12 protein-coding genes are annotated in these 17,297 nt (G+C 72.5%); 9 read left to right on the top strand and 3 right to left on the bottom strand.

Going from position 1 to position 17,297, the window contains the following annotated elements:
* Positions 1-7: 7 nt before the first annotated feature.
* From WMF36_RS39655 to WMF36_RS39645, 3 genes are all read left to right on the top strand, one after another.
* Entirely contained in the window at positions 8-2,254 is a 2,247-nt protein-coding gene (locus WMF36_RS39655) for a complex I subunit 4 family protein (protein ID WP_437576025.1), read from the top strand.
* A 3-nt stretch (positions 2,255-2,257) separates the two neighbouring features.
* Positions 2,258-3,778 carry an NADH-quinone oxidoreductase subunit N gene (locus WMF36_RS39650; RefSeq protein ID WP_437576024.1) on the top strand — a complete coding sequence of 507 codons (1,521 nt, stop codon included), beginning with the start codon at positions 2,258-2,260 and terminating at the stop codon, positions 3,776-3,778.
* Positions 3,779-3,880: 102 nt separating this feature from the next.
* The gene (locus WMF36_RS39645; protein ID WP_437576023.1) at positions 3,881-6,031 is read left to right on the top strand and encodes a beta-galactosidase; all 2,151 of its coding nucleotides are present in this window, start codon (positions 3,881-3,883) and stop codon (positions 6,029-6,031) included.
* A gap of 201 nt (positions 6,032-6,232) precedes the next feature.
* On the opposite strand, the gene WMF36_RS39640 is transcribed toward WMF36_RS39645, so the two are convergent.
* Positions 6,233-6,673 (bottom strand): TM2 domain-containing protein, encoded by a 441-nt coding sequence (locus tag WMF36_RS39640; RefSeq protein ID WP_437576022.1) that lies wholly within the window; start codon positions 6,671-6,673, stop codon positions 6,233-6,235.
* 519 nt (positions 6,674-7,192) lie between these two features.
* Between WMF36_RS39640 and WMF36_RS39635 the strand changes: the two genes are divergently transcribed.
* Positions 7,193-8,335, top strand: coding sequence for an AI-2E family transporter (locus WMF36_RS39635; protein WP_437481741.1), 1,143 nt, complete (start codon positions 7,193-7,195; stop codon positions 8,333-8,335).
* A gap of 22 nt (positions 8,336-8,357) precedes the next feature.
* Here WMF36_RS39635 and WMF36_RS39630 read toward each other — a convergent pair whose 3' ends face one another.
* Both WMF36_RS39630 and mrtC read right to left on the bottom strand, forming a co-directional pair.
* Complete coding sequence (locus WMF36_RS39630; protein ID WP_437576021.1) at positions 8,358-9,110, bottom strand: HAD family hydrolase; 753 nt, start codon at positions 9,108-9,110, stop codon at positions 8,358-8,360.
* Positions 9,107-9,919 (bottom strand): myxosortase MrtC, encoded by an 813-nt coding sequence (mrtC, locus tag WMF36_RS39625; RefSeq protein ID WP_437576020.1) that lies wholly within the window; start codon positions 9,917-9,919, stop codon positions 9,107-9,109. Before mrtC ends, WMF36_RS39630 begins: the two co-directional genes overlap by 4 nt.
* 231 nt (positions 9,920-10,150) lie before the next feature.
* Here mrtC and WMF36_RS39620 point away from each other — a divergent pair, with 231 nt between their 5' ends.
* The 5 genes from WMF36_RS39620 to WMF36_RS39600 all read left to right on the top strand — a co-directional run bounded on the left by WMF36_RS39620 (position 10,151) and on the right by WMF36_RS39600 (position 17,280).
* On the top strand, positions 10,151-11,458 hold the full coding sequence (locus WMF36_RS39620; protein WP_437576019.1) for an extensin family protein: 1,308 nt from the start codon (positions 10,151-10,153) through the stop codon (positions 11,456-11,458).
* Between the two features lie 186 nt (positions 11,459-11,644).
* Entirely contained in the window at positions 11,645-12,637 is a 993-nt protein-coding gene (locus WMF36_RS39615; protein WP_437576018.1) for a serine/threonine-protein kinase, read from the top strand.
* Positions 12,634-14,031 (top strand): serine/threonine-protein kinase, encoded by a 1,398-nt coding sequence (locus WMF36_RS39610; RefSeq protein ID WP_437576017.1) that lies wholly within the window; start codon positions 12,634-12,636, stop codon positions 14,029-14,031. The genes WMF36_RS39615 and WMF36_RS39610 overlap by 4 nt, the downstream gene beginning before the upstream one ends.
* Positions 14,032-14,082: 51 nt before the next feature.
* A complete protein-coding gene (locus WMF36_RS39605) occupies positions 14,083-15,075 on the top strand; it encodes a hypothetical protein (protein WP_437576016.1) in 993 nt (330 codons plus the stop codon).
* 87 nt (positions 15,076-15,162) lie between these two features.
* Complete coding sequence (locus WMF36_RS39600; protein ID WP_437576015.1) at positions 15,163-17,280, top strand: ATP-dependent helicase; 2,118 nt, start codon at positions 15,163-15,165, stop codon at positions 17,278-17,280.
* The last annotated feature ends 17 nt before the right edge of the window (positions 17,281-17,297 follow it).

Below are 17,297 nucleotides of genomic sequence, written 5' to 3'. Positions count from 1 at the left end.
ACGGCGGATGTCGAACCTCTCCTTCGTCAACACGCGCCGTGGCGTCGCCGTCGCGAGCCCGGCCAGGTCCACCTCGATGAAGCTCCTGATTCCCCTCCTGGCCGCGCTCTCCCTCGTGCTCGGCGCGGCGCTGCCCGCGGCGGCGCAGACCCTCGATGCGCCGCGGGCGCTCGAGCCGCGCGGCCAGATCGCGCTGCGCGCGGAGGCGCCCGGCGCGCCGGTCGAGCTCGCCGCGAGCGGGCCGGACTATGCCGGCTCGTTCACGATCGAGAACCGCGGTGACGGCCCCCTCAAGGTGACGCGGGTGATCGTGCGCACGTCGCCCGAGGACCCGCGCGTCCCGCCGGGCGTCAGCGCGGAGCTCGAGGGCGGCGGCACCGCGGCGAGCCTCCCGCCGGGCGCGCGCCGGAAGGTCGTGGTCCGGTGGAGGACCGAGGGCGTGCGCGCGCGCGAGCTCTACGGGCACGTCATCGTCGAGTCGGACGCGGTCGCCGCCGGCGCGGTCGCGCCGGGGCGGACCCTGGCGATGGGCATCCACGCGGAGCGCGGGCGCGGCCTCGGCTTCGTCGGCGACCACATCCTGTCGATCCTGACGTTCCTGCCGCTGCTCGGCGTGGTCGCGATCTTCCTCGCGCACCTCCTGCGCTACAAGGACGACCGGAAGCTCCGGCTGATGACGGTCGTGCTGATGGGCGTGAACCTCGTCCTCGCGGGGTGGCTCTACGCCCAGTTCGACCGGAGCTTCACGCGCGCCGACGGCAACGACGGCTACCAGTTCATCGAGCACGGCGTGTGGATCCGCTCGCTGAACGTCGAGTACTTCGTCGGCGTCGACGGCGTGTCGATCTCGATGGTCCTGCTGACGGCGCTGATCTCGTTCGTGGGCGCCCTCGCGAGCTACAGCGTCCATGACCAGCTCAAGGGCTACTTCGCGATGTACAACCTCCTCGTCACGGGGATGTTCGGCGTCTTCATCGCCCTCGACCTGTTTCTCTTCTTCGTCTTCTGGGAGGTGATGCTCCTGCCGATGTACTTCCTCATCGGCATCTGGGGCGGCCCGCGGCGCGAGTACGCGGCGATCAAGTTCTTCCTCTACACGCTCGCCGGCAGCGTCTTCATGCTGCTCGCGTTCATCTGGTTCTACCTGAACGCCGGCCACACCTACCTGGTCGACGGCCAGGCGACCGAGCGCATCTTCTCGATCCCGGAGCTCTCGCGCGTCGCCTGGGCGGCGCAGGGTCTCGAGATCCTCGGCGTCGCCGCGGTGAAGGTGGTCTGGATCTGGCTCTTCGTCGCGTTCGCCATCAAGATCCCGATGTTCCCGTTCCACACCTGGCTGCCGGACGCCCACGTGGAGGCGCCCACGGCGATCAGCGTGATCCTCGCGGGGGTGCTCCTCAAGATGGGCACCTACGGCATCCTCCGCATCAACTTCACCCTGCTGCCCGAGGCGACGCAGTGGGCCGCGCCGGCCATGGCGACGTTCGGGGTGATCAACATCCTCTACGGCGCCTTCTGCGCCATGGCGCAGAGCGACCTGAAGAAGCTCGTGGCCTACTCCTCCGTCAGCCACATGGGCTTCGCGCTGCTCGCGCTCGGCGCGATGACGCCGCAGGGCATCCAGGCCTGCCTCGTCCAGATGTTCAACCACGGCCTGATCACCGGGATGCTCTTCACCCTGGTCGGCGTCGTCTACGACCGCGTCCACACGCGCGACATCGACAAGTTCGGCGGCCTCGCCTCGGAGATGCCGCTCTACACGGCGTTCATGGGCTTCGCGCTCATGGCGTCGCTCGGCCTGCCCGGCCTGTCCGGCTTCTGGGGCGAGGCGTTGACCTTCATCGGCGCCTTCCCGCGCTACCGCGCCCTCACGATCCTCGCCGCCGTCGGCGTCATCCTCACCGCGGCCTACCACCTCTGGGCGCTCCAGCGGATGTTCCTCGGCACGTTCCGTGCCTCGTGGCGGCAGAGCAAGTACCTCGAGCCGTTCGGCGGGAAGTTCCCGGAGATCAACGGGCGAGAGATCGCGTCGATCGCGCCGCTCGCGGTGCTGGTCCTCCTCCTCGGCTTCTGGCCGCGCCCGCTCCTCCGCCTCATCGATCGCGGGGCCCTCGAGGTGCACCGCCTCGTCGACAGGCCGGGGCCGTCCCAGATCGCCGGCGCGCCCGGCGTGGACAGCGGCGCGCCCGCCCGCGCGGCCGCCCCGGAGGCGGGCGCGGCGGCGGGCCGGGGCGTCCTCGCCAGCGCCAGATAAGCCGTGGAAACCCGCACCTTCGACAACGTGGCGAGCCTCGCGTACTTCGCGCCGGAGCTCGGCCTGATCGCCGCCGTCCTGCTGCTCGTCGTGTGGGACCTCGCGTCGCCGGCGCGCCTCAAGATCGCCGGCCTCGTCGTCATCAGCCTGGCGGCGCTCGCCTGGTCGGGCGGCATGGGCGCCTACTTCCTGGCGAAGGACGCCGGCCCCCACGAGCTCTTTCACGGGCTGCTCGCGTTCGATCGCTTCTCCAACCTGTTCCGCGTGATCTTCGCGTTCGTCACCGGGGCGATCGTCCTCTTCTCGGTGCCCCCGCGGGGGCCGGGCGTCGAGCCCGAGCTCCGCCGCGACCAGGGGGAGTTCTTCACGCTGATCCTCGTGCTCTCGCTGGGCATGAACCTCATGGCGGCGAGCCGCCACCTGCTGCTCATCTACCTGTCGCTCGAGCTCGTCAGCGTGATCAGCTTCGTGCTGGCCGGCTTCAAGATCAACGACGCGAGATCGAGCGAGGGGGCGCTCAAGTACGTCATCTTCGGCGGCGTCGCGTCGGGGATCATGCTCTACGGGATGAGCTGGATCTTCGGCATCACCGCGTCGATGCACCTCGGCGAGTGCGCGGCCCGGATCGCCGCGCTCACGGCGCAGCAGGGCAAGGTGCCCGAGGTCGTCTTCGTCGGCACGGCCTTCATGCTCGCGGGCTTCGGTTACAAGATCAGCGCCGCGCCGTTCCACATGTGGACGCCGGACGTGTACGAGGGCGCGCCGACGCCGGTGACCGCGTTCCTCTCGGTCGGACCCAAGGCGGCCGGCTTCGCGGTGCTGGTCCGCTTCTTCTCGGACGCGCTCGGCGCCGGGAGCGCGTCGCCGGCCGTCGCGACGCCGTGGCCGGTGCTCGCCGGGTGCCTCGCGATGGCGACCATGACCGTCGGCAACCTCTCGGCGCTCGGGCAGGAGAACGTGAAGCGCATGCTCGCCTACTCGAGCATCGCGCACGCCGGCTACATGCTGCTCGGCTTCTCCGTGTTCAGCGACGCCGGCGTCGCCGCGATCGCGTTCTACATCGTCACCTACTGCTTCATGAACCTCGGCGCGTTCATGGTGGTGATGGCCGTGGCCGAGCAGAGCGGCGGAGACGAGACGCTCTCCGCCTTCCGGGGGCTCGGGCGCCGCGCGCCGCTCGTCGCCGCGGCGATGGCCGTGTTCCTTGTCTCGCTCACCGGCCTGCCCCCGACGGCCGGCTTCGTCGGCAAGTTCTACCTCTTCTCGGCGCTGCTCACCGCCGGGGGCGCGTGGCGCTGGGTCCTTGCGATCGTCGGCGTGGTGAACAGCGTGATCTCGCTCTTCTATTACGCGCGCGTCCTCCGCGCGATGTACCTCGAGAAGGGCCAGCGCACCGAGCCCGTCGCCGTGCGGCCGCTGCTCGGCGCGACGACATGCGCGCTCGCGGTTCCGACCCTGCTGCTCGGCGTCTACTGGGGGCCCGTTTACGACTTCGTGGCAAGCTCGCTTTCGATGCTGCGCTGACCTGCGCGCCGAGCGGCGGCCGCCCTCCTCGACGGGCGCGCGCTCGCCCGGCCGCACGCGGCGGTATCGATCTCCCTGCGATCCTTGCTAGTGTGCGCGCGCGTGGCGACGACGCAGGACTCGAGCTCTCCAGAGGACCGTTTCACGCGAGGGGTGCGCCTTGTCCCGGGCGGCCTGGACATCGGCGGCAAGCTGGTCCCGCTGTACGCCGGCAGCCTGCATTACTGGCGCCTCGATCCGTCGGACTGGCGCGCCTGCCTCGAGGCCACGCGGGCGCTCGGCGTTCATCTGATCGACATCTATGTGCCCTGGGCCGTTCACGAGACCGGTCCGGGCCAGTTCGATTTCGGCCAAGTCGATCTGCGCCGCGACGTCGGCGCCTTCCTCCGCCTCGCGCACGAGCTCGGCTTTTACGTCATCGCCCGCCCGGGCCCGCACATCAACGCGGAGCTCACCTGCTTCGGCATCCCCGAGCGCGTCATCTGGGACCCGAGCTGCCAGGCCCGCTCCGCGCGGAACAACCCGGTCGTGCTCCCGATGCTCCCCTACGGGTTCCCGGTCCCGAGCTACGCGAGCAACGCATTCCACGACGAGGTCGCCCGCTACTTCCACGCGCTCGCCCCGGTGCTCAAGCCGTACCTCTATCCGGACGGGCCGATCGTGCTCCTCCAGATCGACAACGAGGGCGCGCTCTACTTCCGCGACGGGGCGTACGACCAGGACTACCACCCGGACGCGATCTCCCTGTACCGCGACTTCCTGCGCGACAAGTACCGGACGATCGAGGCGCTCCAGCGCGCGTACGCGCGGCGGGCGGATCCCCCGCTGGAGGGCGCCGCGGCCGAGGACGCCGGCGCGGCGCTCCTGCGCGCGGTGGCCCGCGAGCGCGCGCCCGTCGAGGAGGGCGGCCTGCGGTTCGCCAAGATCACGCCGCCGGTCGCGTTCGACGCCGAGGCGCCGGCCGATCTCGCGCGCCACCTCGACTGGAGCGAGTTCCACGAGCACCTCCTCGAGGTCGCCATGGGCCGCTTCGCGAAGGCGCTCGCCGCGGCCGGCCTCGACGGCCTGCCCACGATGCACAATTTCCCGATGGGCCAGGACGCGACGCCGCTCAACCCGGCCCGCATCTCGCGCGTCGTCGACCTCGTCGGCCTCGACTATTACAGCGTCGCGAGCCCGAGCAGCCGCCAGATCATCGCCCGCCGGACGAGCGAGCTCGCCGTGCGCTGCGAGGCGCTCTCCCTGCCGCCCTTCGCGTGCGAGATGGGCGCCGGCTTCCCGCCGTTCTTCCCGCCGCTCGACGAGCGCGACAGCATCTTCGTGATGATGGCCGCGCTCGCCTACGGGCTGCGCGGATACAACATCTACATGGCGGTCGAGCGCGATCGCTGGATCGGCGCGCCGATCGATCCGCACGGCCGCCCGCGCCCGTTCGCCGCCTTCTGGCGGAAGCTCGCCATGGCGCTCGAGGCCACGAGGTTTCACGCGCTCCGCCGCCCGGCGCCGGTGCGCATCGTCACGCCGCGCACCGAGCGCCGGCTCACCCGCGTGATGCACGCCTTCGGCCCGCTCACCGGGGCCTTCTTCTCGATCATGAACTTCGGCGCGCGCGACCGCTGCCTCGAGGACGATCTCGGGCTCGGCTACCCGCTCGCGGTGGAGCCCGACACGTTCGTGCGCGCGTTCGAGGAGGCGCTCGACGCGCGCGGCGTCCCCTACGCGCACGTGGGGGGCGAGGATCGCGACATCTCGCTCGTGGGGGCGCGCTGGGTCATCTGCGCGACCTCGGGCGGCCTGAGCCCGGAGCTGTTCGCGTGGCTCGAGGCGACGGCAGGGCAGGGGACGCTGATCACGCTCGGCCCGCGCGAGCCCGCGTTCGACGGCGCCTTCCGCCCGCTCCCGCAGCCGTACGACCTGCGGCGGCTCCTCGCCCCCGGGCAGAACCTGCCGGCGCTCCTCCAGGACGACCCGGCTGCGGCGGACTCCGCGGTGGCGCGTGCCATCGACGCGCTCGGCCTGCCGACCTTCGCGTGCGATCCCGACAGCGTGTTCGCCACGCTGCACGAGGACGCGTCCGGCACGCCGCGGGTGCTTTTCCTGCTGAACCCCGGGGACGCCGACGTGGTGGCGCGCGTCACCGTGAGCGCGTCGCGCGCGCGCGACGTCCTGGACGACGCGCACTTCGAGGCGCGGCGAGGGGCGCTCGAGGTTCGTCTCGTGCCCCGCTCGGTGCGGATGCTTGCGCTGGAGTGACGGCGCGCGAGGGAGAGAGCTCGCCCGTCTCGGCTCTCGAGTATCGCATCGATTAAGCACGTCCCTGGTTTCGTGAGAGAAGAAGCCACAGAGGCACAGAGGAGAGAATAAAGACACGCTGTGTCCTCTGTGCCTCTCTGTGGTCCTGATTCTTCCCATCAGGGAACCAGGAACGAGCTTTGGCGACGCGCTGCCTCGCGATCAGCGCTCGAACCGCAGCGAGTTGCCTTCGGCGTCGCGGAAGCGGCCCATGCCGATCATGAGCATGTCGATCAGCGACCAGATGCCGAATCCGCCGCACGTCAAGAGCTTGGCGATGCCGAGCCCGGTCTGTCCCAGATAGAAGCGATCCGCGCCCACGGTCCCCAGGAAATACGAGAGCAAGAAGAGCGTGGACTGGCTCTTGGTCGGATAACCGACGGGCGCGTCGCGCTTGAGCACGAGGCCCTGGGCGTCTCGCATGGATCCGGTGCCGATGAGGACCAGATCGATGAGGGTCCAGAATCCGAAACCGCCGCACGTGAACAGCTTCAGGAGGCCGAGGCCGGTCTGGCCGAGGTAGAGGCGGTCGGCGCCGAAGATCCCGAGAAAGGCCGCGAGCAGGAAGGCTGTCGCCTGGTCCTTGTCGGAGTAGAGCTGCATCGCGCCGGGGTGGGGCGGTCCGCTGCCGTGAGCAGGCGGCGGGCCCCAGCCGCCCCCAGGCGGCCCGCCCTGCCCTCCCGGCGGTGCGCCCCATCCTGCGCCTGGCGGCGGGTATCCTCCGCCAGGAGGCGGGTATCCCCCGCCCGGCGGTGGGTATCCCCCGCCCGGCGGCGGGGTTCCGCCCGCCGAGGATGCGCCGCCGCCCGGCGCCACGCCCTGGCCGCCCGGAGGGCTCGAGCCCCAGCCTCCGCCGTTTCCCCAGCCTCCGCCTCCGTTTCCCCAGCTTCCGCCCCCGGGCGGAACCCCGCCACCGCTCGTGCTCATGCTCGCTCCCTCCAGCTGACGCGGCGGTGAAGGCTGCCGAGAGCCTCCGCGGTCGTCGGCCGAGCTTGACTGTATCCCGGAACCGCCGCGCTGCGCTCGTGCAACGCGGAAATCGCTGGTGGTTGCCGGGGGCCCACCCTACCTTGGCGCCCAGCGCGCCGCTGAGCGCGGCGTAACAGGCGAGCGCAACCGGCGATGAACCAAGATACCCAGTCCGATCGATGGCTGTCGTTCGCCCTCCGGGCGGGGCTCATCGCGCTGTTCTTCTGGATGGTGAAGGGGCTGCTCGTCCCCGTCCTGCTCGGCGGCCTGGTCGCGCTCCTCGTCTCCCCGCTCCAGCGCCGCCTCGCGCCTCGACTCGGCCGCTTCCGCCAGCTCGCGCCCGCGATCTCCACGGTCAGCGTGGTGATCCTCGTGTGCATCCCGCTCGCGGTGATCATCATCGAGGCCTCTGCCTCGATCAGCCGCTTCTTCTCCCGGGACTGGTCGAGCACCATCGAGGGCGTCCAGGGCCTCCTGAACGACGGGCGGCTGACGGGGCTCCTCAACAGGGCCGGCCTGTCCGGGGACGACGTCCGCGCGTACGTGAGCAACCTGTTCCAGCGGGTGGGCAGCTCGATGGCGGGCTTCGCGGGGGGCATGGTCGCCGCGGTGCCGCAGACGATCGTCGACGCCTTCCTGTTCATCGTGGCGCTGTACTACCTGCTCCGCGACGGCGGCCTGCTGCTGCGCTGGCTGCTCAAGCAGTCGCCGTTCAGGAACGAGGAGACCGACGTCCTCTTTGCCTCGATCCAGGACACGGTGAACGGCGCCGTCCTCGGCCTGCTCGCGACGGCGGCCGTCCAGGGGACGCTGACGACGATCGCGCTCTTCGCCTGCAAGGTCCCGGGCGCTTTCCTGCTCGGCCTCCTCGCCACGCTGCTCTCGCTCGTCCCCATGATCGGCACCACGCCGGTGACGCTGGGCGCGGCCATCTACCTGTTCGTCATCGGGCGCATCGGCGGGGGCATCGGCATGTGCGCCGCGGCCGTCCTCGTCGGGCTCTCGGACAACGTGATCCGGCCGTGGGTCCAGAGCTCGCACGGCGGGATGCACCCGCTCATCGCCCTGCTCTCCATCTTCGGTGGGCTCGAGCTGTTCGGCGCAGCAGGCATCTTCATCGGTCCGGTCGTCGCCGCGTTCGTCCTCTGGGCGGTCAACACCCGCGCGAGCCTCTCCCGCCCGAGCCTCCCGCTGGGGCCGCACACCTCGCAGCCGCCGCCCTCGATGGGCTCGCCGACGTCGCGGCCGCCGCCGGGCTCGCGGCCGCCGCCGGGCTCTCGACCGCCGCCCGCGTGAGGCGACGGCGCGCGCGGCGCCCTCACCAGCGCTCGATCCGGTAGCCCCGCCGCTCGGCGACGCGGCGCAGCCGCGGGTCGGGGTTCACGGCGACCGGCTCTGCCACGAGCTCGAGGAGCGGCAGATCGCTGATGCTGTCCGTGTAGAACGTCGCGTCCTCCAGCCGGAAGCCCTGCGCTTCGGCCAGCGCCCCCGCGCGCGCGACCTTGCCCTCTCCGAGGCAGAGCGGGGGCGCGGCGCGGCCGGTGAAGTGCCCGCGCTCGTCGATCTCGAGCTCGCTCGCGACGAGGTGCTCGATCCTGAGCCGCCTGGCCAGCGGGCGCGAGGCATAGAGGGACGCGCCGGTCACGATGGCGCAGAGGTCTCCTGCCGCCTGGTGCCGCCGCACGGCCTCGCGCCCCGCGTCGGCGATGTGCGGCTCGACGTGGAGCCGGAACCAGTCGTCGCAGCGGGCCGCGAGGACGGTCTCGGGCACGCCACGGAGCGCGATCAGCGCCCGCTCGACGACCTTCTCGGCGTCGAGGATGCCGAGCGTGTATAGCCCGACCCAGTAGAGGGTCCTCAGGAGATCGCGCGCCGTCGCCTCGCCGATCTGGCGCTGGTACTTCACGTAGAGGCTCGCCGTCTCCTTGCGCAGCAGCGTGCGGTCCATGTCGAACAGCGCCGCGCGCCGGCGCACCGCGCGGCCGTCCCGCGGCGCGGCGCCGTCCTGCTGCGCCGGCGGGACGGCGCTGCGCGCGGGGCCGGGCGCCGTCTCGTCGAACGAGGTGCTCACGGCGATTGAACGTAGCCGTTGGCGAGGGTCAGGGAGAAGAGATTGCACGCCGCGTGGAACAGCAGCGGCGCCCCGATGCCGCCGGTGCGCGCCCGCAGCCACCCGAAGAGGAGCGCGGGGAAGAACACGGCGAGCCGCGCGGGGTGCAGGATCGTGAGCACGTGGCCGAGCGCGAAGATCGCCGACGAGATGAGCCACGCCGGGCCGAGCGTCGCGCCGAGGACGCGGACGCGCGCCGGGAAGACGCGGTCGAGGGCGCTCTGGAGGTAGCCGCGGAAGAACGCCTCCTCGGGCAGCGCGACCACGAGCAGCTGCGCGGCGATCTCGTCGGCGGACGGCGGGCGCAGCACGAACGGCGAGGTCACGCCCCAGTACATCCGGTAGCCGAGCCAGAACGGCGGGAAGACGAGCGCGGCGGCCAGGGCGGCCCAGGCGACGGCGTGGAGCGCGGCGCGGGCGAGCCGCTCTGCCGACAGCGGCACGGGCTCGAGGATCCCCCCGAGCGACAGGCCGTGGGCGCGGATCGTCACCTCGTCGTACCGCAGCACGAGCCAGAACGTCGCCGCGAGGAACGTGAGGCCCACGAGCGTGCCGGCGTAGCTCTTCGGCGCCGCGTAGGACACCGCCGTCACGGCGGCGGTCGTGATGGCCGCGGCGAGGAGCGTGCGCGCGGCGGTCGGCTCGGGCGGCCGTGGGCGCTCGCCGTGGAGCGCGCCCGCGGCGTCCACGTCGGCCGGCGCGCCGGGCGCCTCGGCGCCGGCTCGGGGGTGCACGTCGTGGCTCGGTTCGATGGGCGTCGGCGGTTGCAAGGCGTGTTCGTCGCGGAGGGATACGCGCGGGGATGGCGGCGCCGCGGGCGTCGCGGCCGCGCGCGCCCAGCGTAACCGCGAGCCCGGCGCTGCGCGACGGCCAGCGCGGCGGGCTCGCGCGCCGGCGCTGCTCACAGGTCCAGCCATCGCCCGTTTTCTGGCCTTCCCGCCCGGTCACGTTAGAGTGCGGCCGCTGTGGCGTTTTCCCGACTTCGCTGTCTGCTGAAGCCGTTGGCCTGCGCGCTGCTTGCGTCCTCTGTGGCGCTCGGTCCGGCGCCCGCGCTGGCCGCATCGCCGTTCCTCATGACACCGGCGGCGAGCGTCGCCGAGGCCTCCCCGGCGTACCGCTACGCCAACATGACGGACGACGAGGCGCTGGCCGAGCTGGATCGCCGGAAGATCCTGTACCTCAGGGTCGACCACGCGCCCGGCGTGCGCGCGCCGATCCGGCTCACGGGCCGGCTGAACGGCGTGTACTTCCATTCTGTGCTCCCGCCCGAGCAGCGCGTGACGAGCATGTTCGAGATCCTGGACGCGCGCCTTGCGCTCGCCCTCGACGATTTCGCGGCCGTGCTCTCGCGGCACGATATCGACGAGGTCGTCCATTACACGATGTATCGACCCAACGTGCCGATGCCGGGCCGCGGGGGGGGCGACGACGAGGGAGCGCACGGGCACGGGACCGCGCAGGCAAAGGCCGCGGACAGCGACGTTCGCAAGGAATCGACGAGGTCTGCACCGCCGGTCGAGCTGGGCGAGAAGGGCGCGCTCGACGGGACCTCGAAGGCGCCCGAGGAGCGCCCGCGACGCCTGAAGGAGAAGGGCGCGGCGGAGGGCGGCGCGAAGGAGAAGGGCGCGGCGGAGGGCGGCGCGAAGGAAAAGGGCGCGACGGAGGGCGGCGCGAAGGAGAAGGGCGCGGCGGAGGGCGGCGCGAAGGAGAAGGGCGCGACGGAGGACGGCGCGAAGGAGAAGGGCGCGACGGCGGCCACTCGAAGCGCGGCGTCCAGCGCTCCGGGCAAAGCGGCGCGGACGACCGCCGCGCGCAGTGCGCCGGTCAAGGCCGCCGGCAAGACCGGCGCGCGCCGCGCCGCCCGCCGCAAGCCCGTGGCGTCGACCCGGGCCACGGCGTCTCCGGCCAAGCGCCGCGGCGACGTCGCGCTGCGCAGCGACGCTGGCCAGAAGCCCCGCGGCGACGTCGCGCTGCGCAGCGACGCTGGCCAGAAGCCCCGCGGCGCGTGGGCTCCGCCCGGCACGCGTCACCCCGCGGGCCTGGCCATCGACGTCGGCGCGCTCAAGAAGCGCGACGGCACCTGGATCAGCGTCGCTCGCCACTTCCAGGGCCGCATCGGGGACAAGACCTGCGGCGAGGGGGCGCCCCAGCCCGAGCTCCCCGAGGCGCGCGAGCTCCGGTCGATCGTGTGCGAGGCGGCGGATCTCGGGATTTTCACGTACGTGCTGACGCCCAATTACAACGCGCCGCACGCCGACCATTACCATATGGAGATCAAGCCGGGCGTCCGGTGGTTTCTCTATCACTGAGCGCGCGCCGCGCCCCTGTACAGCCCTGAACGGCCCGCCGCGCCCCACTGCACATCCGTTGATTGCGCGTTTTTTGATGAGCTGAGCGGTTTCTGCGCGCAACTCCCGCCGCGAGAGCGACGATTCCCTTCCCGAACGAAGGCGCCGGCGCTCCGCCGCGCGCCCCCGCGAGGGAGGTCGACGGACATGGTGCAGAAGAAAGACGGACAGCCGCTCCCGGGGACTTCCTACCGCCTGCTCCGGAGGATCGGGGCAGGCTCGTGCTCCGAGGTCTTCGAGGTGACGGGCCGCCGCGGCCAGCTGCGCGCGCTCAAGCTGCTCCGCGCCATGCACGAGGGGTCGAGCGAGGTCGGCGCGCGCCTCGTCCAGGAGGGGCGCGCGCTCTCGGCGCTGAGCCACCCGCACATCGTGAAGGTCGAGGAGGTCGGCGTGACGAGCGACGGCCGTCCCTTCCTCGTCATGCCGCGCCTCTTCGGTGAGACGCTGCGCGAGCGGCTCGACGCGCACGGACCGCTCGCGGCGCCCACCGCCGTGCGCATCGCCATCCAGGTGCTCGGCGGGCTCGCCGCGACCCACCGCGCCGGCATCGTCCACCGCGACATCAAGCCGGCGAACGTCTTTCTCGTGCAGGCGAGCGGCGCCGAGCAGGGCGCGGCCGACCTGGAGAGCGCGTCCGGCGCGCCCGAGGCCGAGCACGCGGTGCTGATCGATTTCGGCATCGCCAAGGTGAGCTGCGAGGCGCTCGAGCCGCCGACGGGCTCGAACGTCCTCGGCACGCCGCGCTACCTGTCGCCCGAGCAGATCCGGGGCGAGGAGGTCGACGCGCGCACCGACGTCTACGCGGTGGGGCTCCTGCTGTTCGAGGCGATCACCGGGCGAGGGCCGTTTCCGGTGGTCGACTCGATGGCGGTGATGCGGGCGCACCTCAGCACGCCGGCGCCGCGGCTCCGCTCGCTCCTCTGGGTACCTCCGGCGCTCGACCACGCGGTCGCGCGCGCCCTCGAGAAGGACCCGGGGCTCCGCTGGCAAACGGCGGACGCGATGGCCGCCGCGCTCGCGGAGGCGCAGGGAGAAGACGGAGGCAGGGAGACGCCCGCTCACGACGACCCGGGGCGGCCCGCGCCGCCCGGTGGCGCGGGCAGCGCGCGGGCGCAGCTCGCGGACGGAGGGGCGCGATGAACGGCGCGTCCGCTGAGGGCCGCACGCTCCTGTACGCGGGCGGCGCGTTGCGCGCGCCGCAGGCTCCTCGCGCGCGGCCGCTCCACGCGCTCGGCGAGGTGGAGCCTTCCGAACGCGCGCGGCTGCTCTGCGCGCTGGGCGAGGTCGAGCCCTCCGAGGAGGCGTGGCCGCTCCGCGCGCTCATCGAGGGCGAATCGCTCCCCGGTACGCCGTACGTCGTGGTGCGCCTGCTCGGTCAGGGCGGCATGGGCGAGGTGTACGAGGTCGAGCACCGCGAGCTCGGCCGCCGGTTCGCGGTGAAGCTGCTGCACCGCATCCACGCCGGCCGCAGCGATCTTTCGGCGCGCATGCGCGCCGAGGCGCGCTCGATCGCCCGCCTGCGCCACCGGAGCCTGCCCGAGGTGTTCGATCTCGGCACCACCGAAGGCGGCCGCCCCTACTTCGCCATGGAGCTGCTCGAGGGACGCGACCTAAGGACCGAGCTCGCGCGCCTCGGCGTGATCGCCGTCCCGACCGCGCTCCGCCTGGTCCTGCAGGCCCTCTCCGCGCTGTCGCTCGCCCACGCGGCCGGCATCGTCCACCGCGACCTCAAGCTGGAGAACCTGTTTCTGTGCGACGACGGCACGCTCAAGGTCCTCGACTTCGGCGTCGCCAAGCTCCTCCACGCCGGCGCCTCGCTGACCGCCCCGGACGCGGTCATCGGCACGCCGAGGACGATGGCGCCCGAGCAATACGCCGCCGGGCCGATCGATCCGCGCGCGGATATCTACGCGATGGGCCTCGTCCTCTACGAGCTCGTCGCCGGCCGAGGCCCGTTCGACGAGCTGCGCGGCCGGCGCGATGAGCTCCGCTTCGCCCACTGCGAGCGAGAGCCGCCCCCGCCGTCGCGCTTCGCGCCGCAGCCCATCCCGGCCGCCCTCGATCCGCTGATCCTTCGCGCCATCGCGAAGGCGCCCGAGCATCGCTTCCAGACGGCCGCTGACATGGAGGCCGCTGTGCGCCGCCTGCACGACGGAGCGCCGTCGTGCGCGGCGCCGGCGGCCAGCGCGACGGAGCTCACCCCGACCGCCTTCGACGCCTTCGCGGGCGCCCGCGCCGTCGCGCCCGCCGCCGCGCAGCGCCGGCCGCCGCTCGCCTCGCCGGGCCGCGGCGGCGCCGGAGCCGCGCTCCTCCCCCGCCGCCCGCGGGCGCGCTCGAAGCAGCGCGCATGCCCGGCGCAGCACGTCGCGCGCGCCGCGTCGCGCGCCGCCGCCCTCGGCGTCTGCGCGCTCGCCCTCGCGTCCGCCGCGCTCGGGCTCACGCTCGCGCAGCGCTGGATCGCGGCGGGCGATCTCCCCGCGCCTGCGCCGCGGTCCGCGCACGCCGCGGCGCAGGCGCGCTCGGCTGTAAGGTAGCCTCGTCGAGCCCGTTCTCCTGTCGACGCCGCAATGCGGAGTGGAGGGACCATGAACCGGACGCGACGAATCGGGCTGGCTTGTTTGGCGATATCGCTCCTCGCGGGCGCCGCCTCGTGCGGCGGCAGCACCGCGACGCGGCCGGCGGACTCCGCGCCGAAGGGCGCAGGCGCGACCGCCAGCGCTCCCGGGTTCGCCGCCTCCGGCGCACCCGGGCTCTCGGACGGCGCCGCCTCCGATCCGGGCGCGCCGGCCCCGACGCCGCCCGAGGCCTCGCCCATGGCGCGTTCCGCCGAGCTCGAGCGACCCTCGTCCACGCACAGCGAAGGCCGCGCCGAGGGGGCGGCGCGCAAGGCGCCGAGCCGCCAGGTCGCCCCGGAGCCGATCGACCGCCCGGGCCTCGGCACCGAGTGGGGCGAGACGCGCGTGTCCCGCATCTCGACCGCGCCGTTCGTCCGCGCCGACGTCGCGCGGCCGTTCGTGGCCGCGAGCCTGTTCTACAACGACGCCGAGGGGGCCCGCGCCATGGCGAGCGCGTCCGGCTTCCGCCGCACGTCGCCGCAGGCCTTCACGCTCGCCGGCGGCGCCGTCGCGATCGGGCTGCGCGGCGAGGGCGGCGGCTTCCTGAGCGGCTTCGTCGCCGGCGAGACGAGCCACGTCGTCGGCGAGGCCGGCCAGCGCTACAGCATCGTGCTGCGCAACCTCACGCCGAACCGGGTCGAGTGCGTCGTCTCGGTCGACGGCCTCGACGTCATGGACGGCCAGCCCGCGGCGTTCGGCAAGCGCGGTTACCTGGTCGATCCCCACGGCGAGCTCGAGATCGACGGTTTCCGTCAGAGCCAGGACACGGTCGCGGCGTTCCGCTTCGGCTCGGTCCGCGGCTCCTACGCCAACCAGAAGCACGGCGACACGAGGAACGTCGGTGTGATCGGCGTGGCCCTCTTCCACGAGCGCGGCACGGCGCCCTGGACGCTCGATGACGTCCGGCGCCGCCGGGAGGCGAACCCGTTCCCGGGGCAGTTCGCCACGCCACCGGGACATTGAGCCTTTCCTGCCGCATTCCGCGCCAGCGCCGCGCTCCGGTAAAATCAAGCTCCCGCTCCGGCGCCCTCCGGGCTAGTCCACGGCACGGTGTCGAGCTCATTGAACCCGTCTCAACGTGCGGCCGTCGAGCACGAGCTCGGGCCAATGCTGGTGCTCGCCGGCGCCGGATCCGGCAAGACGCGGGTCGTGACCACGCGGATCGCCCGCCTGCTCGATCGCGGCGTCTCGGCGCGCTCCATCCTGGCGATGACCTTCACCAACAAGGCCGCCGCCGAGATGCACGAGCGCGTCGGCAAGCTCGTCGGCTCGAAGGTCGCGCGCGAGCTCAAGGTCTGCACCTTCCACCGCTTCGGCCTCGACGTGCTCGGCGCCGAGACCCGCGCCCTCGGCCTGCGAGGCGGCTCCTTCGCCATCTTCGACCAGTCCGACGCGCTGGGGGTCATCCGCGAGATCCTCCGCGAGCTCCGCGCCGGCAAGAGCTACGACGTCGGCGCGATCCTCTCTCGCATCTCGAACGCCAAGAACGCGTTCCTCGACGCCGAGACGTGGGCCGAGGCGCAGCGGCAGGGCAAGGGCATCGACGATTACGACGAGATCTCGATGCTCGTGTACCCGCGCTACATCGCGGCGCTGCGCTCGTTCCAGGCCTTCGACTTCGACGACCTCATCTGCGAGGTGGTCCGCCTCTGGCAGGCGCGCGCCGACGTCCTCGAGCGCTGGCGGATGCGCTACCGCTTCGTGATCGTCGACGAGTACCAGGACACGAACCGCGCCCAGCTCGAGCTGCTGCGCCTGCTCTGCGGAGAGCACCGCAACGTGTGCGTCGTCGGCGACGACGACCAGTCGATCTACGCCTGGCGCGGCGCCGACGTGCGCAACATCCTCGATTTCGAGGAGCACTTCTCGGGCGCGAAGGTCGTCAAGCTCGAGCACAACTACCGCTCGCGCAAGCCCATCCTCGACGTCGCCAACGCGGTGCTCGCCAAGTCCGGCGCCCGGCGGCACAAGAAGTCGCTCATCGCCACCCGCGAGGAGGGCGACACGGTGCGGTCCATCATCTGCGCCGACCCCGACGTCGAGGCGAGCTTCGTGGCCACGGAGGCGCAGCGCCTCCTGGAGCGCGAAGCCGCGCGGCCGAAGGACATCGCCGTGCTCTACCGCTCGAACCTCCAGGCGGCCGCGATCGAGTCGGCCCTCAAGGAGCGGCAGATCCCGATCCGGATGATCGGCGGCCAGCAGTTCTTCGAGCGCAAGGAGGTCAAGGACCTCATCGCTTACCTGCGCGTCGCGATGAACCCGAACGACGAGATGTCGCTGAGGCGCATCCTGAACTACCCGGCGCGCGGCGTCGGCGACGCCGCGGTCGCCAAGCTCGGCGCCTACGCGACGGCGCACGACACCTCGCTCTGGACGGCGGTGTCGCGGCCGCACGCCATCCACGAGCTGAGCTCCGCCGCGATCGAGGGGTGCCGCCAGCTGCTCCGGATCATCGAGGCCTCGCGCGCGCGGCTCGAGCGCGGCGAGCCCTCCGCGGCGGTCGCCCGCGCGCTCCTCGCCGACGCCGGCTTCAAGGAGGACATCACGGCCGGCTCCTCCACGAACAACGCCGCCGCGCGCCGCTGGGGCAACCTCGAGGGCCTGCTCAACGTCTTCGGGCGTCGCGACGAGAAGGGGAAGGGGGACCGCGCGAGCTTCGCCGAGTTTTTGCGGCTGCTCGCGCTGCGGCAGGACTCCGAGGAGGACGAGGCCACCGACCGCGTGACGCTCACCACGATGCACGGCGCGAAGGGCCTCGAGTTCCCTTACGTCTTCGTGATCGGCCTGGAGGAGGGCCTGATGCCCCACCAGCGCAGCCTCGACGAGCGCGCCACGGACGCCGCCCCGATCAGCGCCGAGGGGGGAGAGGCGGGCGGGCACAGCATCGAGGAGGAGCGGCGGCTCTTCTACGTCGCGGTCACGCGGGCCCGCGATCGGCTCTACCTCATGCGGGCGAAGCAGCGCGGGTCGCGCGGCAAGATGGTGCCGAGGACGCCGAGCAGGTTCATGCTCGACATCCCCCCCGAGCTCCTGGACGAGCGCGAGGAGATCGCGGCCGTCGCTCCGGCGATGGAGAAGGTCAAGGCGGGGGCTGCCGGCGTGCTGGCCGCGCTGTCGATGAACCCGTTTGCCGGGGATCCCCCCGTCGTTCCCCGCCGCCGCACCTGAGCGGGCGCCGGGGACGG

Source organism: Sorangium sp. So ce887 (genome assembly GCF_051521455.1).
Taxonomy (GTDB): Bacteria; Myxococcota_A; Polyangia; order Polyangiales; family Polyangiaceae; genus Sorangium.
This window is presented reverse-complemented; position numbering and strand designations above follow the sequence as displayed.